At 59.8% G+C, this 21,358-nt stretch carries 19 protein-coding genes; all 19 read left to right on the top strand.

The window, feature by feature from the left end; genetic code table 11:
- Position 1: 1 nt before the first annotated feature.
- The 19 genes from AB5767_RS07940 (at position 2) to AB5767_RS07850 (ending at position 21,177) form a co-directional block, all read left to right on the top strand.
- A complete protein-coding gene (locus AB5767_RS07940) occupies positions 2 to 2,017 on the top strand; it encodes a dipeptide/oligopeptide/nickel ABC transporter permease/ATP-binding protein (RefSeq protein ID WP_099431432.1) in 2,016 nt (671 codons plus the stop codon).
- Positions 2,018 to 2,845, top strand: coding sequence for an ABC transporter ATP-binding protein (locus AB5767_RS07935; protein ID WP_035138891.1), 828 nt, complete (start codon positions 2,018 to 2,020; stop codon positions 2,843 to 2,845).
- A gap of 80 nt (positions 2,846 to 2,925) precedes the next feature.
- Positions 2,926 to 3,903, top strand: coding sequence for an acetylxylan esterase (locus tag AB5767_RS07930; RefSeq protein ID WP_368132158.1), 978 nt, complete (start codon positions 2,926 to 2,928; stop codon positions 3,901 to 3,903).
- Positions 3,896 to 4,747, top strand: coding sequence for an acetylxylan esterase (locus tag AB5767_RS07925; protein ID WP_368132159.1), 852 nt, complete (start codon positions 3,896 to 3,898; stop codon positions 4,745 to 4,747). The genes AB5767_RS07930 and AB5767_RS07925 overlap by 8 nt, the downstream gene beginning before the upstream one ends.
- A 68-nt stretch (positions 4,748 to 4,815) precedes the next feature.
- A complete protein-coding gene (locus tag AB5767_RS07920) occupies positions 4,816 to 5,736 on the top strand; it encodes a dihydrodipicolinate synthase family protein (RefSeq protein WP_035138887.1) in 921 nt (306 codons plus the stop codon).
- Between the two features lie 172 nt (positions 5,737 to 5,908).
- Entirely contained in the window at positions 5,909 to 6,874 is a 966-nt protein-coding gene (locus tag AB5767_RS07915) for an ROK family protein (RefSeq protein ID WP_368132160.1), read from the top strand.
- A gap of 140 nt (positions 6,875 to 7,014) precedes the next feature.
- Positions 7,015 to 7,701: an N-acetylmannosamine-6-phosphate 2-epimerase gene (locus AB5767_RS07910; RefSeq protein WP_022094877.1), complete on the top strand. Its 687-nt coding sequence runs from the start codon at positions 7,015 to 7,017 to the stop codon at positions 7,699 to 7,701.
- A 98-nt stretch (positions 7,702 to 7,799) separates the two neighbouring features.
- Positions 7,800 to 8,720, top strand: coding sequence for an RNase adapter RapZ (gene rapZ / locus AB5767_RS07905; protein WP_022094878.1), 921 nt, complete (start codon positions 7,800 to 7,802; stop codon positions 8,718 to 8,720).
- Positions 8,721 to 8,726: 6 nt separating this feature from the next.
- A complete protein-coding gene (gene whiA / locus AB5767_RS07900; RefSeq protein WP_368132161.1) occupies positions 8,727 to 9,656 on the top strand; it encodes a DNA-binding protein WhiA in 930 nt (309 codons plus the stop codon).
- 193 nt (positions 9,657 to 9,849) lie between these two features.
- A complete protein-coding gene (gap, locus tag AB5767_RS07895) occupies positions 9,850 to 10,875 on the top strand; it encodes a type I glyceraldehyde-3-phosphate dehydrogenase (RefSeq protein WP_022094880.1) in 1,026 nt (341 codons plus the stop codon).
- A gap of 140 nt (positions 10,876 to 11,015) precedes the next feature.
- Entirely contained in the window at positions 11,016 to 12,206 is a 1,191-nt protein-coding gene (locus AB5767_RS07890; RefSeq protein ID WP_006236149.1) for a phosphoglycerate kinase, read from the top strand.
- Positions 12,199 to 12,966: a triose-phosphate isomerase gene (gene tpiA, locus AB5767_RS07885; RefSeq protein ID WP_089572945.1), complete on the top strand. Its 768-nt coding sequence runs from the start codon at positions 12,199 to 12,201 to the stop codon at positions 12,964 to 12,966. The genes AB5767_RS07890 and tpiA overlap by 8 nt, the downstream gene beginning before the upstream one ends.
- A gap of 5 nt (positions 12,967 to 12,971) precedes the next feature.
- On the top strand, positions 12,972 to 14,525 hold the full coding sequence (gene gpmI / locus AB5767_RS07880) for a 2,3-bisphosphoglycerate-independent phosphoglycerate mutase (protein ID WP_006236146.1): 1,554 nt from the start codon (positions 12,972 to 12,974) through the stop codon (positions 14,523 to 14,525).
- Between the two features lie 163 nt (positions 14,526 to 14,688).
- A complete protein-coding gene (gene secG / locus AB5767_RS07875; protein WP_006236144.1) occupies positions 14,689 to 14,943 on the top strand; it encodes a preprotein translocase subunit SecG in 255 nt (84 codons plus the stop codon).
- A gap of 291 nt (positions 14,944 to 15,234) precedes the next feature.
- Complete coding sequence (locus AB5767_RS07870) at positions 15,235 to 16,911, top strand: peptide ABC transporter substrate-binding protein (protein WP_368132889.1); 1,677 nt, start codon at positions 15,235 to 15,237, stop codon at positions 16,909 to 16,911.
- A 156-nt stretch (positions 16,912 to 17,067) separates the two neighbouring features.
- Positions 17,068 to 18,105: an ABC transporter permease gene (locus AB5767_RS07865; protein ID WP_022094885.1), complete on the top strand. Its 1,038-nt coding sequence runs from the start codon at positions 17,068 to 17,070 to the stop codon at positions 18,103 to 18,105.
- Positions 18,106 to 18,119: 14 nt separating this feature from the next.
- Positions 18,120 to 19,055 carry an ABC transporter permease gene (locus tag AB5767_RS07860; RefSeq protein ID WP_035138881.1) on the top strand — a complete coding sequence of 312 codons (936 nt, stop codon included), beginning with the start codon at positions 18,120 to 18,122 and terminating at the stop codon, positions 19,053 to 19,055.
- Positions 19,056 to 19,057: 2 nt separating this feature from the next.
- On the top strand, positions 19,058 to 20,149 hold the full coding sequence (locus AB5767_RS07855; protein WP_022094887.1) for an ABC transporter ATP-binding protein: 1,092 nt from the start codon (positions 19,058 to 19,060) through the stop codon (positions 20,147 to 20,149).
- On the top strand, positions 20,149 to 21,177 hold the full coding sequence (locus tag AB5767_RS07850; protein WP_022094888.1) for an ABC transporter ATP-binding protein: 1,029 nt from the start codon (positions 20,149 to 20,151) through the stop codon (positions 21,175 to 21,177). The genes AB5767_RS07855 and AB5767_RS07850 overlap by 1 nt, the downstream gene beginning before the upstream one ends.
- The last annotated feature ends 181 nt before the right edge of the window (positions 21,178 to 21,358 follow it).

The raw sequence follows: 21,358 nt of genomic DNA, 5'->3' as shown, positions 1-21,358 counted from the left end.
TATGGTAAAGATTCGAGAGAAGCAAACCGAGCAGCTCGAGAAGGCTGCCTCCAAGGGGCTCAAGCTCGGTGGCTGGAAGAAGATGACGCTGTCTTCTAAGATTGCCGCCGTCGTGCTGGTGCTGGTCGCCCTGACTGCGATCCTGGCGCCCCTTCTTGCCCCCTATAGCCCGGTCGAGATCTTTACGGCTCGCCAGGCTCCCGGCAACGGATTTATCTTCGGTACCGACGATAAGGGTCGCGACATTCTGTCGCGTATGCTCTACGGTGGTCGTTACTCGCTGATTATCGGCTTTGGCGCCACTGCCATGGCTCTGGTCTGCGGCTCAGTCGTGGGCGCCCTTGCAGCGGTTTCGCGCAAGGCCGTCTCCGAGACGATCATGCGTATCTTGGACATCATCATGTCCATCCCGGGCATCGCCCTCGCGGCCGTCTTCGTCTCCATCCTGGGCAACTCCGTGCCGTCGATCATCTTCGCCATCGGCTTTATGTACACTCCGCAGATTGCCCGTATCGTGCGCGCCAACATCGTGTCCGAGTACGGCGAGGACTATGTCCGCGCGGTCATCGTTTCCGGCGCCAAGGCTCCGTGGATTTTGATCAAGCATGTTCTGCGTAACTGCATCGCCCCGATCATGGTCTTTACCGTTACCCTGGTCGCCGACGCCATCATCTTCGAGGCCTCGCTGACCTTCATCGGCGCTGGTATCCAGGAGCCCACCGCTACCTGGGGCAACATCCTCGCCGACGCCCGCGGCGGCGTGCTCGCTGGCCGTTGGTGGCAGGCGCTGTTCCCGGGCCTGGCCATCATGATCACCTGCCTGGCGCTCAACATCCTCTCCGAGGGCATTACCGACGCCATGGCCGCTGCTCCCTCCGCCGCCCTGGATCCGACCGATTCCTCCAAGCGTCGCGAGGCCGACCTGCTGGTCTCCGACCCCGTTCGCGCCTACAAGGAGCAGGCCCAGTCCCTCTCCGCTCGCCTTGGCGCCCTGCGCGATGTTGAGCTCAAGCGTGACGATCGCCATGTGCCCGACGAGTCTGTCGAACCGATTCTCTCGGTCCGTGACTTCTGCATCCAGTTTGAGCATCACGGTGATATCAACGTCGTCGACCATGTCAACTTTGACGTCCGTCCTGGTCAGACCATGGGCCTGGTGGGCGAGTCCGGTTGCGGTAAGTCCATCACCACGCTGGCCATCATGGGCCTGACCGATGAGGACGAGCACCTTTCCGGCGAGGTCCTCTGGGAGGGCCGTGACCTGCTCAAGATGAGCAAGAAGGAGTGGTTCGGCCTGCGCGGTACCGATATCGCTATGGTCTATCAGGACGCCCTGTCCTCGCTCAACCCTTCCATGCTCATCTCTGCCCAGATGAAGCAGCTCACCAAGCGCGGCGGAACCCGCAGCGCCGAGGAGCTCCTGGAGCTCGTCGGCCTCGATCCCAAGCGCACGCTCGAGAGCTATCCGCATGAGCTTTCCGGTGGTCAGCGTCAGCGCGTTCTGATCGCTATGGCCCTTACCCGCGACCCCAAGCTGGTCATCTGCGACGAGCCCACGACCGCTCTGGACGTTACCGTCCAGAAGCAGGTCATCAAGCTGCTTAACGACCTTCAGGCCAAGCTCGGCTTTGCCATGATCTTCGTTTCGCACGACCTGGCACTGGTCGCCGAGGTCGCTCATAACATCACGGTTATGTACGCCGGCCAGGTTATCGAGCAGGCGCCCACCAAGGAGCTGCTCACCAACCCGATCCACGAGTACACTCGCGGTCTTCTGGGTTCCGTCCTGTCCATCGAGAGCGGTTCGGGCCGCCTGCACCAGGTGCCCGGCGCCGTTCCGAGCCCGCGCGATTTCCCCAAGGGCGATCGCTTCGCACCCCGCTCGAGCCATCCGCGCATTGGCCTGGACACCCGTCCGGTCTTCAAGCGCGTGCCCGGCACCGAGCACTTCTATTCCGAGCTCCCCGACGAGGTGCTCAAGGCAAATGGTTTGACCCCTCACGCGGAGGTGATGTAGATGAGCGAGACCGCAGTCAACGGCGTCGAGCCGATCATCTTCCTTGATGACGTCCACGTCACCTTTAGGACCCGTACCGGCTCGATTCTGCACCCCAACCTGGTTCACGCCGTCCAGGGTGTAACGATTAAGCTCATGCCCGGACAGACCATCGGCATCGTCGGCGAGTCCGGTTGCGGAAAGTCCACCACCGCCAACGTCATGTGCGGCCTGCAGGCCCCCACGAGCGGCAAGGTCTACTTTAAGGGCAAGGACGTTACCAAACGTACCGCCGAGGACCGTCGCCACATGGGTCGCGTCATCTCGGTCGTGTTCCAGAACCCGGCCACGGCGCTCAACCCCCGCATGGTCGTTCGCGAGCAACTGCTCGACCCCATGCGCGTCCACAACCTGGGTACCGAGGCCGAGCAGGAGAAACGCGTCAAGGAGCTCTTGGAGCTCACCGGTCTGCCCAGCTCCGCCGCCGAGGTTCTTCCCGGCCAGCTTTCGGGCGGCCAGCGCCAGCGCGTCGCAATTGCCCGTGCCCTGTCGCTGAACCCCGATGCCATCATCGCCGACGAGCCCACCTCGGCTCTGGACGTTTCGGTCCGCGCGCAGATTCTGAACCTGCTGACCGACCTTAAGAAGGAGCTCGGCCTGGCCATGGTCTTCATCAGCCATGACATCCAGACGGTCCGCTATATCTCTGACGACATCATCGTTATGAATGGCGGCAAGATCGTCGAGCATGGCGAGGCCAAGCAGGTCTTCCAGCACCCTCAGGACCCCTACACCAAGATGCTGCTCGGCGCTGCGCCGTCGCTGCTGCATCCCAAGCTCGGCGAGTAGCCTCGCTTTCCCTCCCGTGCGCCCGGTTCCCTTGCCGGGCGCACCTCCGTTGCGATTTCGAAAGGTTGGGTTCACGAGCCATGCCAAGTGCTCAGGAGCTACAACAGCAATTTGGTGAATATCGAGGCGCTATGCCCCGTCCATCGGATTTCGATCTCTTTTGGAAGGACCGCATGGTCGAGGCCGACGCCGTCGAGCTCGACTACGCGATTGAGGCGGCTTCGGTTGCGGATTCCGCGACCTGTCGGTTTTTCGACCTCTGGTATGCCGGCATGTGTGGTGCACGCCTGCATGCCAAGTACCTCAAGCCGGTCTCGGAGGAGCCCATGCCGCTGGTGCTTCAGTTCCATGGATATCCGGGTGCGAGCCGCAGCTGGTTTGAGCAGGCGTCGTTTTCGGGCATGGGCATGGCGCTCATTGCTCTCGATTGTCCCGGCCAAGGAGGCCCCTCCGAGGACATTGGTGGATTTGAGGGCACGACGGTCGCGGGCCATATCGTCGCCGGTATCGACGGCGATCCGGCCAACCTCTACTATGTCCGCCTACATCAGGATATCCGCATTCTGTGCCGCATCGTTCGCGAGCTCGAGGGCATCGATCTTACCCGCGTGTATGTGAACGGCGCATCGCAGGGTGGCGGTTTGGGTATTGCGACCTGCGCGCTTAACAGCGAGCTTATCAATCGCGCGGCCATCCTCTATCCCTTCTTATCGGACTTCCGCCTGGTTTGGGATCTGGACGCCGACGATATTGCCTACGAGGGTCTGCGCTATTGGTCGCGTTGGTTTGACGAGGACTCGACTCGTATCGAGGAAGCCTATGCCAAACTGGCGTACTTCGATTCCAAGAACTTTGCCCCCATGGTCAAATGCCCCGTTCTGTTTGGCACGGGCACAGCCGATATCGTCTGTCCGCCGGTGACGCAGTTTGCGGTGTACAACAACCTGTCCTGCGACAAGCGTCATGAGTTCTTTGAGGGCTTTGGCCACGAGGAGATTCAGGACTTTGATGATCTGATCATTCCGTTTTTCTGCAAGGGAGGGGAGGCTCATGTCTAAGTGCGAGAGCAATGTTGACGAGCTGATAGTCCCCGGGCTCGTGGGAATTCCTGGAACGATTTCGTCAAGGCTCGCAGAATATCGGGGCTGGCACGGTGACGTCCAAGCAGATGTTTCTGATTTAGAGGCATGCGCTTCGAATCTTGAGATTCAAGGCCTGGCCATTACGGCGATTGACTTTGTTAACCCCTGCGCCCGCTACTCGGAGATTTCCTTTGAGCTCGGTGACGATGCGGTCCACGCTCGTTTGATTGAGCCAGTTGGTCGTGCCCGAGTATCTGAGCGTGTGCCGCTGTGCCTGATGTTCCACGACATCGATCGGCCTGTGCGCGGCTGGCATCACATGACGAGATTTGCCGCCATGGGGTATGCCGTCCTCGCGCTGGATGACGATGTGGCTGGTGCGGACGACCTGCAGCGGGGAATTGCTTCGCGCGCTTTTGTCGAGCGCGTCCGTTGGGGCTGCGCGTTGGCGAAGGTTGCGCGCAATCTTGATGGCATGGACCCCGACCGCATCTTTGCATGGGGCGAGGGCCTTGGCGGCGGAGTCGCGCTGGCGGTTTCTGCTCTGGACGAGCGGGGCCTTGCCTGTACGGCGGTTGCCAATCCAATTCCCGGTGGCCTCGAGGCGCTGTCGTCTCGGGTGCGCGGCTCGGTGCTCATGGGCACTTCGCTCATGGATACCGTGAGCGACCCCAAGGGCCAGTTTGCCGTGTTCAACGGTCTTGAGTGTGACCGGAGGCATATCATCTATGCCAAATACGCTCACGAGCGCATCAATGCGTTCGAAAACGAAGTCGTCGACTTCTTTAACCAAACGTTCTACCCGTGTTCTTTGGCCTAGACGGCCTGGACACTGCCAACAAGAGTGGGTGGCATAGGGTCGCCCGCCAGACAACTAAGGAGATTCTTGTGGCAACTCAGAAATTCACCGGCGTTATCCCTCCCGTTGTTGTTCCCGATACCGAAGACCACCAGCTCGACGTTGCTTCCTTTGAGCGCAGCATCAACCGCATGATCGATGCCGGCGTCGATGGCCTGTTCTTCCTGGGCTCCTCGGGCGAGGTCGTCTTCTCCACCGACGAGCGTCGTCGTCAGATCATCGCCGAGGCCGTGCGCATCGTCGATCACCGCGTGCCTGTTCTGGTCGGCATCATCGACACCGAGACCGAGCGCATGATCGAGCACGGCAAGGTCGCCCAGGAGCTGGGCGCCGATGCCCTCGTCGCCACCTGCCCGTTCTATGCCCTGCAGGGCATGACCGAGGTCGAGGAGCACTTCCGCATCCTGCACGAGGAACTCGACCTGCCCATCTTTGCCTACGACATCCCCGTGTGCGTCCACACCAAGCTCCCCTGGAAGCTCCTTGCCAAGCTCGGCGCCGAGGGCGTCCTGGCCGGCGTCAAGGATTCCTCGGGCGATGACATCTCGTTCCGCTATCTCGTTCAGGAGAACGAGAAGAACGGCCACCCGATGAGCATCCTCACCGGTCACGAGGTTGTTGTCGACGGCGCCTACCTCGGTGGCGCCGACGGTTCCGTCCCGGGTCTCGCCAACGTTGAGCCCGAGGGCTACGTGCGTCAGTGGAAGGCCGCTCAGGCCGGCGACTGGGCTACCGTCAAGGCCGAGCAGGATCGCCTCAACGAGATCTCCCACATCTGGGATGTCACCTCGGGCGTTCAGGGCTATGCCGGCGGCGTTGGTGCCTTCAAGACCGCTATGAATCTCATGGGCATCTTCGACAGCCCGACCATGCCGCGCCCGGTGAAGGCCATGACCGGCGAGAACGTCGAGGCGATTAAGAAGGTCCTCCAGGACAACGGTCTCCTGTAAAGCTTCCCCAGGCACCCGATCTTGGGGCTCAAGTGGTCGGGCGTGACCCATTAGGTCAACGCCTGACCACTTTCACCCCAACCTCGGGCACCTGGAAAACCTTTACCGCGCTGTGGCGGCTAGTCTGACGGCGCATTTCCTGTAGTTGTTTTTATCTCCTAAGGAGAGCGACATGGAGAACAAGTACGTTTGCTCCGTCGATATCGGCGGCACCAAGATTGCGACTGCCATCATGGAGTATCCGGCTGATGGCAGCGTGCCCCATCCGGTCTTTGAAGCTGAGGTTCCCACCGAGGCCCAGGAGGGCGGCGAGGCCGTCTTCCAGCGTATCGAGGCGTCCATCAAGGCCGCTCTCGAGGCGAATCCCGATGTCGAGGTCCTCGGTGTCGGCATCGGTGCCGCAGGCGTCGTCGATCCCAAGACGGGCGCCATCGCGTATGCCAACGAGATCATGCCCGGCTGGTCCGGCGTTCAGTTGGGGCCGCGTCTGCGCGAGGACCTTGGTCTTCCCGTTGCCGTCGTGGGCGACGTGCAGGCTCATGCTCTGGGCGAGGCCCACTGGGGCGTCGGCAAGGGCAAGTTCTCCGTCTTGTGCCTGGGCATCGGTACGGGCATCGGCGGCGCATATGTCGAGAACGGCCGTGTGATGCAGGGATTCCATGGTGCTGCCGGTCATATGGGCCACATCGAGTGCTCGGCTGCTGCCGGCATTCCCTGCGCCTGCGGGCGTTCCGGCCATCTGGAGTCGGTTGCTTCGGGCACCTCCATTGGTCGTATGTACGATGAGCGCTTTGGCCGCGTCGACCCCACCCGTCCTTCGGTCGGTCGCGATGTGAACGACCTGTGCCGCGCGGGCGACGCAAAGGCGACTGAGGTCATCCATGACGCCGGCTTTGCGCTGGGCGCTAGCTTGGGCTCGCTTGCCAACATCTTGGATCCCGAGGTCATCGTGCTTTCGGGAGGTGTGATTCACCAGGGTCCCGATTGGCGCTCGCAGACGTGGAAGGACTCGGTGCACGAGGGCTATGCCAGCCAGGCGCTCGACCCGCTTCAGGACACGCCGATCCTCATCGGTTCTCTGGAGGGCGACGCGCCGCTTATTGGTGCCGCCGAACACCTTCTTGCGTCGTTGAAGTAAACATAACTACCAAGTGCGCCTTCTGAGGTGCCGCAGATTGACGTGAAAGAGGAGCGAAGCGTACTTCGGTACGCGAGCGACGGTTTGAACGTCAAGGTGCGGTGTCTCAGAAGGCCGTTTTGAGAAAGGTTGAGTCGCACATGACCGTTGATCCTTTGATTCAATCCCTGAAGGGTAAGCTCGTCGTGAGCGTTCAGGCGTATATGGGCGAGCCGCTTCGTACGCCCGAGACCATGGCTCAAATGTCTCGCGCTTGCGAACTCGGCGGCGCCGCCGCCATTCGCTGCCAGGGTCTTGCCGACATTGCCGCCATTAAGGGTCGCTGTGAGGTTCCCGTCATCGGCCTGTGGAAGGATGGACACGAGGGCGTTTACATCACGCCGACGCTGCGTCACGCTCGTGCCTGCGTTGCTGCCGGTGCCGACATCGTGGCAATTGATGCCACTGATCGCCCACGTCCCGATGGCAAGACCGTCGAGGACACCTTCCGTCCGCTGCACGAGGAGGGCGTGCTCCTGATGGCGGATTGTGCCACCATCGAGGACATTCGCCGTGCGGTTGATATGGGCTTTGACCTGGTATCCACTACGCTTTCTCACGGTGTCGCCGCCATCGACTGCACCATGGCCGATGGCCCTGATCTGCCGCTCCTGCGTCAGGCGACCGAGGAATTCCCCGGTCTTCCCATCATCTGCGAGGGCCGCGTGCACACGCCCGAGGAGGCCCGCGCCGCGATTGATGCGGGCGCCTGGGCCGTTGTCGTAGGCACTGCCATTACGCACCCCACGAGTATTACGAGTTGGTTCAAGGCTGCGCTTGAGGCGTAAGACAGGCCTCGTATCCGCTTGGGGCGGTATACTCAATAAAGGCAATTGATCGCGCGGGATCCGCTGGCCGGGTCCCGCGCTTGTTTTAGGAGGCACACATGCAAAAGGGAGATGCCATGGATGCGGCGGAGCGCTCGGAGCGCATCCCCGATATCGTCATCATCACCGGAATGTCCGGATCGGGCCGAACGCAGGCCATGCATGTGTTCGAGGACATGGGCTACTTTTGCATCGACAACTTGCCTCCGCGTCTGATCGCCCAGCTTGCCGAACTCGTCGGCATCAATACGGGCGTGGGCAGGCATCTTGCCGTCACCTGCGACCTGCGCAGCCAGGGCTTGTTCGATGAGCTGCTCGATGCCGTTGCCGCGCTCGAGGAGCGCGAGATGAGCTGTGACATCGTGTTTCTTGAGGCCTCTGACGAGGTGCTGATCCGTCGTTATAGCGAAAACCGCCGCCGCCATCCCATTGCCAAGCCGGGGGAGACTACGGCCGATGCGATTCAGCGCGAGCGCCTGCAGCTGCAGGGCGTTCGCGACCGAGCTGACATGATTATCGATACGAGCCGCCTGCGCACCTCTGCCCTACGCAACAAATTGCGCATGGCGTTCTCCGAGTTGTCCGACCAGCAGCTCATGGACGTTCACGTGTTCTCGTTTGGCTTTAAGCACGGTATGCCCGTCGAGGCGGACATTATGATCGACGTTCGCTTCCTGCCCAATCCGTTCTACGATCCCGAGATGCGCACCATGACCGGTCTCGATAAGAAGGTCTCCGACTTTGTTCTGGATCATCCCAAGACCCAGGAGTTCTGGAAGGCCTGGACGCAGCTGCTCGATACGGTCATGCCCGGCTATATCGCGGAGGGCAAGCCGCAGCTTTCTATTGCCATCGGTTGCACGGGCGGTCAACACCGCAGCGTTGCCATCGCCGAGGCCACGGCACGTTATTTGGAAGGCGCCCAATATCACGTGAGCATTTCCCATCGCGACCTGTCGCGCGCCAACACGAAAGCATAGGCCTGCATGTCGTTTACCGCTGAGGTGCGTGACGAGCTCGCGCGCTGCGAACCCGAATGTGAATACTGCGATTTGTCGACGCTTGCCGCCCTGACACGTGTGAGCGGTACGCTTTCGCTGGCCGGCTCCGGGCGGTATCGTTTGACGGTCGCGACCGAGACGGGTGCCGTCGCGCGTACGATGATCACACTGACGCATCGCATCCTTAAGCTCAAAACGGAATTCACCGTTCGTAAATCGGTCTTGCATAAGGTCCGTAACTATCTCATTACCCTGCCCGATCAACCCGACCTGGACAAGGCTCTGGTGCTGCTGGGCATTCTCGACCGCAGGGGAGGGCTCGTCGCTGGTGTTCCCCGGCACATCGTTGCCCGTCCCTGCTGCAGGCTTGCCTACATCCGCGGAGCGCTCATCGCCGGCGGTTTCGTGGCCGATCCCCGCGGCGACTTTCATTTGGAGATCGCGGTGCAGGGCGAGCAGTATGCCCGGGGGCTTTGCGATCTATTGGAACAGATTGGGGTCCATGCGCGCGTTAACGCGCGGCGCGGATCCTTTGCTGTCTACATTAAGAGCGCCGAGGAGATCGAGCAGCTCCTAAAGCTGGTCGGCGCCAAGCGCAGCGTTGCCGAGATCGAGGAAGCGCGCGCGGTCAAATTGGTTAAGAACGACGTAAACCGTCGCGTGAATGCCGAACTGGCCAATCAGACCAGAAGTGCGGGTGCCGCCCAGCATCAGCTTGCGCTTATCGATGAGCTCGAGCAGCGCGGCCTTCGCGATGCGCTTCCGGATGCCTTGGCGGTCTTTTGCGACCTGCGCGAGCGCTATCCCGATCTGTCGCTGCGTGATTTAGGGGAGATGGCTGACCCTCCCTTGTCGAAGTCGGCTCTCTACCATCGTGTTTTACGGCTTGAAAAGCTCATTGAAGCAAACAGGTAGTTTGAAGTATCGACTTATATACGGATTTAGCTGCTATTTTATTCTTTAAAACGTTTTAACGTAAATTTGATTTTCAATTTCGAGCATTCTCGTGAAATTCAAGTCAAAAAAAAGGTATATTAGGCGAGTGGTTAGTTTGTGGGCCTCAACGGCGGGCGCTGTAGCTCGCGGGGGCCTTACGAAAGGAGACACAATGGCAGTAAAGGTTGCTATTAACGGCTTCGGTCGCATCGGTCGTCTGGCTTTCCGTCAGATGTTCGGTCATGAGGGCTCCGAGATCGTCGCTATCAACGACCTCACCTCTCCCGATATGCTCGCTTACCTGCTGAAGTACGACTCCACGCAGGGCAACTACGCTCGCGATCACGAGGTCGTTGCTGGCGAGGATTCCATCACCGTTGACGGCAAGGAGATCAAGATCTACAAGGAGGCCGACGCCAACAACCTGCCTTGGGGCGACCTCGACGTCGACGTCGTTCTCGAGTGCACCGGCTTCTACACCAGCAAGGCTAAGGCTCAGGCCCACATCAACGCTGGCGCCAAGAAGGTCGTCATCTCCGCTCCGGCCGGCAGCGATCTGCCCACCATCGTGTACAACGTCAACCATGAGACGCTGACCGCTGAGGACAACATCATCTCCGCTGCTTCCTGCACCACCAACTGCCTCGCCCCGATGGCCAAGGGTCTGAACGACTTCGCTCCCATCGTGTCCGGCATCATGACCACCATTCACGCTTGGACTGGCGACCAGATGCCGCTCGACGGCCCGCAGCGCAAGGGCAACAAGCGTCGTAGCCGCGCCTGCGCCGTTAACATCGTCCCCAACACCACCGGTGCTGCCAAGGCTATCGGCCTGGTTCTCCCCGAGCTCAACGGTAAGCTCATCGGTGCCGCCCAGCGCGTCCCGACGCCGACCGGCTCCATCACCAACCTCTACGCTGTCGTTGACAAGAAGGTCACCGTCGACGAGGTCAACGCTGCTATGAAGGCCTACGCTGCCACCATCTCCGAGACCTTCGGTTACAACGAGGACGACATCGTCTCCACCGACATCATCGGCGAGACCCACGGCTCCATCTTCGACGCCACTCAGACCATGTGCTCTGACCTTGGCAACGGCCAGACCCTCGTTCAGGTCACCTCTTGGTACGACAACGAGAACTCCTACACCTCTCAGATGGTCCGCACCATCAAGTACTTCGAGAAGTTCGTTGCTTAATTTAGCTTTTAGCGAATAGCTCGTTGAGCGTCTAAAGAAGGGCGCGGCCTTATAGGGCTTACACCCTAGGGTCGCGCCCTTTTTATAAGAAATCGTCTGCCGTAATGGGAGGCAGACACGTACGAAAGGTAGAAGCAAACATGGCCTTTACCAAGAAGACCGTCCGCGACATCGATGTCGACGGAAAGCGCGTTCTCGTCCGCGTTGACTTTAACGTGCCTATCAAGGATGGCGTCGTTGGCGACACCACCCGTATCAAGGCTGCCCTGCCCACCATCAACTACCTCGTTGAGCACAACGCTCGCGTCATCCTCATGAGCCACCTCGGCCGTCCCGAGGGCACCGGCTTCCAGCCCGAGCTCTCCCTTGAGCCCGTCGCCAAGAAGCTCGCTGAGCTCTCTGGTCTCGACGTTGCCTTTGTCGCCGACACCTACGGCGAGAAGGCTGCTGAGGCTGTCGCCGCCGTCGAGCCGGGCAAGGTCCTCGTTCTCGAGAACGTCCGTTTTGACAAGCGTGAGAAGAAGAACGATCCCGAGATCGCCAAGAAGCTCGCTTCCTATGGTGACGTCTTCGTTCTCGATGCCTTCGGCACCGCTCACCGCGCCCAGGGTTCCGTCGTGGGCCCCGCCGCTTACCTGCCTGCCGTCGCTGGCTTCTTGCTCGAGAAGGAGGTCGACACGCTGACCGGCATCTTCGCCGAGCCCGAGCGCCCCTTCGTCGCCATCGTCGGCGGTTCCAAGGTTTCCTCCAAGATCGGCGTTCTCGATCACCTCATCGACTCCGCTGACACCCTGATCATCGGTGGCGGCATGGCCTACACCTTCTTCCTGGCTCAGGGCCTGTCCGTTGGTCAGTCCCTCAAGGAAGAGGACTGGGTCGAGCGCGCCGGCGAGATGCTCAAGAAGGCTGAGGAGAAGGGTGTCAAGATCCTGCTCCCCATCGACAACCGTGTTGCAGATCACTTTGGCGAGGACGCTGTCCCCGAGGTTGTCGCTTCCGACGCTATCCCCGACGATCGTGAGGGTATGGACATCGGTCCCAAGACCGAGGAGCTCTATGCCGAGGCTGTCAAGGGCGCCAAGACCGTGTTCTGGAATGGCCCCATGGGCGTCTTCGAGTTCGACAACTTCGCTCACGGCACCCAGGCTATCGCCGAGGCTGTCGCCGAGGCCGACTGCACCTCGATCATCGGCGGTGGCGACTCTGTCGCAGCCGTCAACAAGTTCAACCTGGCCGACAAGATGAGCTGGATCTCCACCGGTGGTGGCGCTTCCATGGAGCTCGTCGAGGGTAAGGCCCTGCCCGGAGTGGAGGCGCTTCTCGATGCCTAATCGCACCCTTCTTATCGCTGGTAACTGGAAGATGAACAACGACGTCGCCGAGGCCGCTAAGCTCGCCGACGAGCTGGCTCAGGCTCTGCCCGAGGTTCCGGCTGGCGTCGAGGTGCTCGTCTGCCCTCCGACCATTGACATCACCACGGTTCATGACCGCATTCAGGCTGCCCCCATCGCCCTCGGTGCACAGAACGTGTACTGGGAGGCCAAGGGTGCCTTCACCGGTGAGTCCTCTTGCGACATGCTCAAGTCCGCTGGCTGCACCTACTGCATCATCGGTCACTCCGAGCGTCGCGACTACTTCCACGAGACCGACGAGGATCAGAACAAGAAGGCCAAGGCTCTCGTTGCCGCCGGTCTTGTTCCCGTCTTCTGCTGCGGCGAGTCCCTCGAGGTCCGCGAGGCTGGCACCTATGTCGAGCACGTCGTGAACCAGGTCAAGGCCGGCCTTGCTGGTCTTGAGATCACCTGCCCCAAGCAGGTCGTCGTCGCCTACGAGCCCATCTGGGCCATCGGCACCGGCAAGACCGCTACCGCCGAGGACGCTCAGGAGGTCTGCGGCGCTATCCGTGAGACCCTCAAGGAGATGTTCGGCGAGGAGCTCGCCGACGGCATCCGCGTCCTGTACGGTGGTTCCGCCAAGCCCGGCAACATTGCCGAGCTCGTCGCCAAGCCCGACGTTGACGGCGCCCTCGTGGGCGGCGCTTCGCTCAAGGCTGCCGACTTCGCCTCTATGGTCGTCAAGGCAGGCGAGTAGGACATATGGCACAGCGTCATCTTCCTGCACTCCTGATCATCATGGACGGCTGCGGCCTGGCTCCGGCCGATGGCGAGAACGCCGTCGCCGCTGCCAAGACGCCCTTCCTTGATAGCCTGTACGAGAAGTACCCCCACACCACGCTCGGCGCTTCGGGCGAGGACGTGGGCCTTCCCGATGGCCAGATGGGTAACTCCGAGGTGGGTCACCTCAACATCGGTGCCGGCCGCATCGTGTTCCAGGAGCTTTCGCGCATCAACAACGCCATCAAGGACGGCTCCATCGCCAAGAACGAGGTCTTCGTCAAGGCTATGGACGACGTCAAGGCTGACGGCAAGACTCTCCACCTCATGGGCCTTATGAGCCCTGGCGGTGTTCATTCTCACATGAACCACGTCGAGGCTCTGGTCAAGATGGCTGCCGAGCATGGTGTCAAGACCGTTCGCGTCCACGCCTTCATGGATGGCCGCGACGTTGACCCGCAGTCCGGTGCCGGTTACATGAGTGAGTTCTGCGCCTTCCTGGCTAAGATCTCCGAGGAGACCGGTTGCGACGCTCGCGTTGCCACCGTCTCGGGCCGTTATTGGGCCATGGACCGCGATAATCGTTGGGAGCGCATCCAGCGCGCCTACGATGTCATGGTCAACGCGTCCGATGCCGATACCGACCCCGTTGCCGGTATCAAGGCCTACTACGAGAAGGACCCGCGCGGCGACGAGTTCGTCGAACCCTTCGCTGCCCACAACGAGGGCATCCACGAGGGCGACGCGGCCATCTTCTTCAACTTCCGTCCCGACCGCGCTCGTCAGATGACCCGCGTGTTCACGGACAAGGAGTTCGACGGCTTTGAGCGCGAGCAGATCAAGCTTTCGCACTTTGTGACGATGACCGAGTACGATCCGACGTTTGACGTCGAGGTCGCCTTCCCCAAGACGTTCCCCGAGAACGTCCTGGCCGACGTCATCGCCGCCAATGGCCTGAAGCAGCTGCACACCGCCGAGACCGAGAAGTACGCCCACGTGACGTTCTTCCTCAACGGCGGCATCGAGGAGCCCAAGGAGGGCGAGGAGCGCGTGCTCGTCGCTTCCCCCAAGGTCGCTACCTACGATCTGCAGCCCGAGATGAGCGCTCCCGAGGTTACCGAGAAGCTTGTCGCCGCTATCAACGAGGATCGCGCTGATTTCTACATCGTGAACTTCGCGAACTGCGACATGGTTGGCCACACCGGTGTCTTCGACGCCGCCGTTAAGGCCGTCGAGGCTGTTGACGATGCCCTGTCCAAGGTTGTCCCGGCGATTCTCGCTAAGGGCGGCTTTGCGCTGATTACCGCCGACCACGGCAACGCCGATCACATGTTTGACGTTGCTTCCGACGGTTCCAAGCATCCGTTTACGGCGCACACCACCAACCGCGTGCCGTTCATCATTGTTGATGAGAAGGCACAGCTCACCGGTATCGAGGACGGCCGTCTTTCCGATATCGCTCCGACCATGCTCACCATGGCTGGTATTGAGCCTTCCGCCGAGATGACGGGTCGCGTGCTCGCCACCGAGGCCTAAGAGAAAACTCCAAGCGTTTTCTTGCAGGGGGTTGCCCATATTTGGGCAACCCCCTTTTTGGTATTTCTGCCATTTCCGCACCGTCCCCGAGTGGCAGGTAGGGGAGAGCGGGGGATTGTGGTACAGTACTGGAGTTTGAATTGTTCTATTAAGGAGCTTATCTATGGGTCCGTTCCAGATTCTTCTGTTTGTCGTTTGGGCTGTTTCTGCCGTGGCGCTGACGATTCTCGTCCTGATGCATTCCGGTAAGGGTACCGGCGTTTCGGATATGATCGCTAGCTCGCTGTATAACTCCAGCTCTGCCACAGGCGTTATGGAGCAGAACCTCGACCGCCTGACCGTCATCATGGCTGTCGTGTTTGCCGTGTGCGTCGTGCTATGTATGTTCTTCTTCCCGCAGGGCATCGTGGGCTATTAATCACGATCTGCATAAGTACTTGAAAAGGGTTCCGCAAGTGCGGGGCCCTTTTTGTTTACATATTTGTAACAGAGTCAAAATATCCTCATATACTTCGCCCAACTAAAGAAAATCTCGACCGTTAACCGGAATTAGCCCCAAATCGTGCATAAAATGCGCTACTGTATTGCAATACGTTGGTCCGCTTTGTATAACCAGCCAAAACGGCGGACCGCGTTTGAATGGTTCGATTGGGCTGTCTTGACGTTGCCCGACCGAACTTACTTTGTCCTATCTCATAAGGAGGATGGCATGGCTGATTCTATGTTCCACCAGCCCGTTATGGGTCGTCGCGCCTTTGTTGGCGGCACCCTCGCTGCGAGCTCCATGGCTTTTCTTGCCGCATGCGGCAAGAAGGGCGGCGACGCTTCCGGTTCTGACTCCGGTTCGACGCTGAACTTCTACATCAACAACCCGGTCTGCATCGACCCCTACAATGTCCAGGAGGACCAGGGCACTCAGGTCGAGTACCAGCTCTTTGATGCTCTGACCTCTTATGACGCCGAGAAGGGCGAGATCGTTCCGCTGGCTTGCGAGTCCTTCGAGGCCAACGACGACGCCACCGAGTTCACCTTCAAGATCAAGAAGGCCAAGTTCCACAACGGTGACGACGTTACCTCCAAGTCCTTCAAGCTCGGTTGGGAGCGTCTGGTCAACACCAAGTCGGCCATCGCTACCGAGTACGGCCCTTCCGAGGTCTCCTATCACCTTTCCATGGTCGAGGGCTATGACGACCTGCTTGCCGGTAACGCTACCGAGCTCAGCGGTGTTACTTGCCCCGACGATGAGACCCTCGTCGTCAAGCTGTCTTCCGCTTACGCCGACTTCCCCTTCGTCGCCTCTCACCCGGCTCTGGCCCCGGTTCCCGAGTGCGCCGAGTCCGATGTCAAGAGCTTCTATCTTGCACCGGTCGGTAACGGCCCGTTCATGATGGACGGCAAGTGGGAGGATGGTCAGGAGATCAACCTCAAGAAGTTCGACGATTACTATGGCGACAAGGCCAAGATCGATGGCATCCACTTCCAGGTCATCAAGGACATGGAGACTGCTTACAAGGAGTTCCAGGCCGGTAACCTCGATGTCTGCGACGTTCCCGTTGCTCAGATCGATGCCGCCAAGAAGGACCGCGGCGTGTCCAAGGACGGCTACACCATGGGTGACGGCGAGCGCATGCTGCTCGGCGCCGAGCCTTCCACGTACTATCTGACCTGCAACACCACGGCCGAGCCGTTCAACAACGCCGACCTGCGTAGGGGCATCTCCCTGGCCATCAACCGTGAGGCCATCTGCAAGACCATCTACAAGGGTACCCGTACCCCCGCCGACGGCATTGTTCCTCCGGGCATCGATGGCTACAAGGAGGGCGCATGGGAGTTCTGCGCCTACGATGTCGACAAGGCTAACGAGTACCTCGACAAGGTTGCTCCCGCTGGCGCTAACGGGGATCGTGGCATTAGCGTGACCCTTTCCTACAACCAGGACGGCGGTCACAAGGAGATCATGGAGTCCATCATCGGCGACCTCGCCAAGGTTGGCGTTACCGCTGTCTCCGATACCCCTGAGTGGTCTGCCCTGCTCGAGCAGTATCAGAACTTTAACTATCAGTTCGGTCGTCTGGGTTGGATTGCCGACTACCCGATCATGGACAACTTCCTGTATCCGCTGTTCCACTCCGACTCCCTCGGTGGCGACAACCGCTCCGGTTACAACAACCCCGAGTTCGACGCCAAGGTCGACGAGGCTCGTACTATTGTTGACGACGAGGAGCGCGTCGCTAAGATGCAGGAGGCCGACGCAATGGTCGCTGCCGACTGCCCGGTCATCCCGATTATGTTCTACACGCACACCATCGTCGGCTCCGATCGCATCAAGCACCTCTATGTCGATCCGCAGAAGCATGCCGAGCTGGGTACCGCTGAGCTCGCCTAAGAGTTTGCAGCTTCCGTGAGGTTCAAGTATTTACGTAGACCTCATGGGAAACATACAGTTCTCCCTAACCTGGGGTAAACTGGCTGATGGTAATTTTGGGATGCCGATCTGGCGATCGGCATCCCATTTAGGTTAATCCCTAGATAGGGGAGTGGTATGGGTAAGTACATCGTTAAACGTGTGCTTCAGTTCATCCCGGTGTTTTTGGGCGTTACGCTGATTCTGTTCGCCCTCCAGAATATCGTGCCGGGAGATCCGATCAAGCTGATCGGTGGAGACAAGGCTCTGTCCCCCGAGGTGGAGCTTCAGCTTCGCGTCCGCTATCACCTGGTCCAGTCGGACGAGGACGGCAACGCGATCCTTGACGAGAACGGCGATCCCGTTCAAACGTCGCTCGTGGACCGTTACTTGTATTACATGAACGGCCTGCTTCATGGCGATCTGGGCAATTCGTATCAGCGCAAGCTGCCGGTTACGGAAATCTTTGCCCAGAAGTATCCGTATACGGTCAAACTTGCCGCGTGCGCCATCGTGCTCGAGGCAATTATGGGTATCGGTGCGGGTATCATTTCGGCGGTAAAGCGGTATTCCTTCTGGGATATTTTGGTAACGCTTACCACGTCGATCCTCGTTGCGGTCCCGGCCTTCTGGCTCGGTATGTTGCTGCAGCTGTTCTTTGGCGTCATCCTCAAGGACGCCACGGGCGGTGCAATCTCCATGCCGATCTCGGGTGCCGGCGGTTCCAGCTCTCAGTATCAGGATTGGATGCACTATGTGCTTCCGACCATTACGCTGGCTTCGGTTTCGACCGCTTACGCCGCCCGCATTATGCGCTCGCAGCTGCTTGACGTCATGAACCAGGATTACATCCGTACGGCAAAGGCCAAGGGTCTCTCCAATCGCGCGATCATCGTCAAGCATGCGCTTAAGAATGCACTCATCCCCGTCGTTACCTATATTGGTGTCGACTTTGGCGGCATGCTTTCGGGCGCCATCCTGACCGAGACGGTCTTTAACTGGCCCGGTATCGGCTATGAGGTCTATCGCGCCATTAGCATGCGTGACTGGCCCATCGTTATGGGCGGCGTTACGCTCATCGTTGTCGTCGTCATGGTGATCAACCTGCTCGTCGACATTAGCTATGCATTCCTCGACCCGCGCATCCGCCTTGGCGGTCCGTCGGATAAGGCCTAAGGGAGGTACGTCTCATGCAGGAAACTGATTCTCAGTCTCAGGAGCAGGCTACCGCCACCAAGGCCGCATCTGCTCCCGCCAAGTCCCGCACGCTGTGGGGCGACGCTTTTAAGCGTCTTCGTAAGAACAAACTCGCCGTTATCGGTGTCTGTTGGATCATCATCGTCGTTGTGGTTGCCCTGACCGCAGATCTGTGGGCTAAGCCCTGGCTCGGTTCTCCGACGGCTTCCGACTCGACCACCATGGCCGAGACGTCGCTGCTGGCTCCGTGTGCCGAGCACCCGTTTGGCACCGACGCCCTTGGTCGTGACATTCTCGTCCGCGTTATCTACGGTGCGCGCGTTTCGCTGTCTGTCGGAATTATGGCCACCGCGATCTCCACGCTGATCGGTCTGGTCATGGGTGCTCTGGCCGGTTTCTACGGCGGCATCTGGGATACGATCATCATGCGCTGTGCGGACATCTTCCTGGCGTTCCCGTACGTGCTGTTCGTTGTCGCCATGATCGCCGTTATCGGCCGTGGTCTTCAGAACGTCTTTATCGCCATCGGTATTCTCGGCTGGCCTTCGATTGCGCGCGTCTTCCGCTCTGCGATCTTGACCGTCAAGGAAAACGACTATGTTGATGCTGCGCGCGCGATGGGTGCATCTGATGCTCGTATCGTCGTACGTCACATCTTCCCGAACTCCGTCGCTTCCATCGTGGTCTACGCGACCATGAACATTGGTGGCGCCATTCTGACCGAGTCCGCTCTGTCCTTCCTCGGCATGGGCGTTATTCCGCCTACGCCTTCGTGGGGCTCCATGATTCAGGACGGTCAGCAGTATCTTCTGACTGCTCCCTGGATGATGATCATGCCCGGTCTGGCAATTCTCTCGACGGTGCTCGCCTTCACCCTGCTGGGTGACGGTCTGCGCGACGCCCTCGACGTCAAGATGAAGGACGCATAAGGATGAAGAAGAACAAGAACTATGTGGACCTGAAGGACCAGCCTGTTCCCGAGGGCCAGCATCTGCTCGAGGTCGATGACCTTAAGATGTATTTCCATACCGAGGACGGCGTCGTTCGCGCTGTCGACGGTGTGTCCTACACGCTCGATCGCGGCGAGACCTTGGGCGTCGTCGGTGAGTCCGGCTCCGGTAAGTCCGTGACCGCCATGACCATCATGGGTCTTATCTCGATGCCTCCGGGAAAGATCGAGGGCGGCGACGTTCGCTATCGCGGTCGTTCTATCCTCGAAATGACTGAGGAAGAGATGCAGCACATTCGCGGTAACGATATCGCGATGATCTTCCAGGATCCTATGACCTCCTTGAACCCGGTCTATAAGATCGGCAAGCAGGTGGGCGAGGGCCTTCGTCTGCACCGTGGCTACTCCAAGCAGGAGGCGCTCAAGCGTGCCACCGAGCTTTTGGACCTCGTGGGTATCCCCGAGCCCGAGAAGCGCGTCAATGAGTATCCGCACCAGTTCTCGGGCGGTATGCGTCAGCGTGTCATGATCGCTATGGCTCTTGCCTGCGATCCCGATATCCTGATTGCCGACGAGCCCACGACGGCTCTGGACGTTACCATTCAGGCTCAGATTATCGAGCTCATGCAGGAGATGCAGGAGAAGAACGGCAACGCCATTATCATGATTACCCATGACCTGGGCGTCGTTGCCGATATGGCCGATAAGATCATGGTTATGTACGCAGGCCGTCCCGTCGAGTTCGGTACTGCTGAGGAAATCTTCTACGAGAGCCGCCACCCCTACACCTGGGGCCTTATCCGCTCCATCCCGGAGCAGGCCATCGAAGAGAAGAAGCCGCTTACGCCGATTCACGGCAACCCGCCTTCGCTCATGAACCTGCCTGAGGGCTGCGTCTTCTCGCCTCGTTGTCCCTATGCGACGGACAAGTGCCGCAAGCAGCGCCCCGAGCGCGTTGTCACCGAGTCTGGTCATTACTCTGCGTGCCACTACTCCGGTGACCCCGAGTTCCTCAAGAACGCTCCTGAGACGTCCCGTACGCGCAAGGATTCCAAGAAGGGAGGCGAGGCGTAATGGCAGATACCAACGAGCGCACTCCGCTGCTGAAGGTCGAGCACCTCTCTAAGGAGTTTCCCGCTGAGTCCGGCATGTTCGCCAAGCGCTTCTCCAAGCGTGTCGTCTCTGCTGTAAATGACATCTCTTTTGAGATTTATCCTGGCGAGACCTTTGGTCTGGTTGGCGAGTCTGGTTGCGGCAAGTCCACGACGGGCCGCACCATCATGCGTCTGACCAAGCCGACCGCCGGTAAGGTGTTCTTCCAGGGCAAAGATGTTGCCGAGATGAGCAAGCATGAGATCAAGGACATGCGTCGCGAGATGCAGTTTATCTTCCAGGATCCTTATGCTTCGCTCAACCCTCGTATGACCATCGGCGAGATTGTCTCTGAGCCCATGACCATTCATGGCGTGGGTACCAAGGAGGAGCGCATTGAGCGCGTCCGCGAGCTTCTCGACGTCGTTGGACTGAATCCCGAGCACATCAACCGCTATCCGCATGAGTTCTCCGGCGGTCAGCGTCAGCGTGTCGGCATTGCCCGCGCTTTTGCGCTGAAGCCCAAGCTGATTATCTGCGACGAGCCGGTTTCCGCTCTGGATGTGTCCATTCAGGCCCAGGTTCTGAACCTACTGAAGGAGCTCCAGGACAAGTTCGGTACCGCATATCTGTTTATCGCCCACGACTTGTCCGTCGTGCAGCACATCTCCGATCGCGTTGCCGTTATGTATCTGGGTAAGATGGTCGAGGTTTCGGACTGGAAGACGCTCTACAGCGAGCCTCACCATCCGTACACGCAGTCGCTGCTGTCTGCCGTGCCGGTTCCCGATCCTGATATCCAGAAGACCCGCAAGCGCATCATCCTCGCTGGCGACCCGCCGTCGCCGCTGGATCCGCCGACCGGCTGCCGTTTCCACACGCGCTGCCCGATCGCGCAGGGCATCTGCTCTGAGAAGCTTCCCGAGTTTAAGGAAGTCGCACCGGGCCACTGCTGCGCGTGCCACTTCGCGGAGCCGTTCCCGATCAAGGAATCGCACATCGACCTGTAGTCGGTTGTTATTGTCCGGGCCCGCCCTGAAGTTATTTTTCAGAACGTCCTCGGACATGCAAGAAACCCCCGCTGCGCACTTCGTGCGGCGGGGGTTTCTTGCGTCCTGACGCTCCTATTTGGCAAGGTGTTTTTTAGAATCCATTTTGCGCTCGGCCTCGAAGGCCTGCCTGTCCCAATCG

The sequence above is a fragment of the Collinsella aerofaciens genome (genome assembly GCF_040926265.1).
GTDB classification, from domain to species: Bacteria; Actinomycetota; Coriobacteriia; order Coriobacteriales; family Coriobacteriaceae; genus Collinsella; species Collinsella aerofaciens_BB.
Note: the sequence above shows the minus strand (reverse complement) of the source record. Positions and strands in the feature narration are given on the sequence as shown.

Bases quoted from the DNA above. Each gene is read 5' to 3' on its own strand.
- AB5767_RS07940 (WP_099431432.1), top strand. From the start codon at position 2: ATGGTAAAGATTCGAGAGAAGCAAACCGAGCAGCTCGAGAAGGCTGCC.
- gap (WP_022094880.1), top strand. From the start codon at position 9,850: ATGGCAGTAAAGGTTGCTATTAACGGCTTCGGTCGCATCGGTCGTCTG.
- rapZ (WP_022094878.1), top strand. From the start codon at position 7,800: ATGCAAAAGGGAGATGCCATGGATGCGGCGGAGCGCTCGGAGCGCATC.
- AB5767_RS07890 (WP_006236149.1), top strand. From the start codon at position 11,016: ATGGCCTTTACCAAGAAGACCGTCCGCGACATCGATGTCGACGGAAAG.
- AB5767_RS07910 (WP_022094877.1), top strand. From the start codon at position 7,015: ATGACCGTTGATCCTTTGATTCAATCCCTGAAGGGTAAGCTCGTCGTG.
- tpiA (WP_089572945.1), top strand. From the start codon at position 12,199: ATGCCTAATCGCACCCTTCTTATCGCTGGTAACTGGAAGATGAACAAC.
- AB5767_RS07860 (WP_035138881.1), top strand. From the start codon at position 18,120: ATGCAGGAAACTGATTCTCAGTCTCAGGAGCAGGCTACCGCCACCAAG.
- AB5767_RS07925 (WP_368132159.1), top strand. From the start codon at position 3,896: ATGTCTAAGTGCGAGAGCAATGTTGACGAGCTGATAGTCCCCGGGCTC.
- AB5767_RS07935 (WP_035138891.1), top strand. From the start codon at position 2,018: ATGAGCGAGACCGCAGTCAACGGCGTCGAGCCGATCATCTTCCTTGAT.
- AB5767_RS07915 (WP_368132160.1), top strand. From the start codon at position 5,909: ATGGAGAACAAGTACGTTTGCTCCGTCGATATCGGCGGCACCAAGATT.
- whiA (WP_368132161.1), top strand. From the start codon at position 8,727: ATGTCGTTTACCGCTGAGGTGCGTGACGAGCTCGCGCGCTGCGAACCC.
- AB5767_RS07870 (WP_368132889.1), top strand. From the start codon at position 15,235: ATGGCTGATTCTATGTTCCACCAGCCCGTTATGGGTCGTCGCGCCTTT.
- AB5767_RS07930 (WP_368132158.1), top strand. From the start codon at position 2,926: ATGCCAAGTGCTCAGGAGCTACAACAGCAATTTGGTGAATATCGAGGC.
- AB5767_RS07850 (WP_022094888.1), top strand. From the start codon at position 20,149: ATGGCAGATACCAACGAGCGCACTCCGCTGCTGAAGGTCGAGCACCTC.
- AB5767_RS07855 (WP_022094887.1), top strand. From the start codon at position 19,058: ATGAAGAAGAACAAGAACTATGTGGACCTGAAGGACCAGCCTGTTCCC.
- gpmI (WP_006236146.1), top strand. From the start codon at position 12,972: ATGGCACAGCGTCATCTTCCTGCACTCCTGATCATCATGGACGGCTGC.
- secG (WP_006236144.1), top strand. From the start codon at position 14,689: ATGGGTCCGTTCCAGATTCTTCTGTTTGTCGTTTGGGCTGTTTCTGCC.
- AB5767_RS07865 (WP_022094885.1), top strand. From the start codon at position 17,068: ATGGGTAAGTACATCGTTAAACGTGTGCTTCAGTTCATCCCGGTGTTT.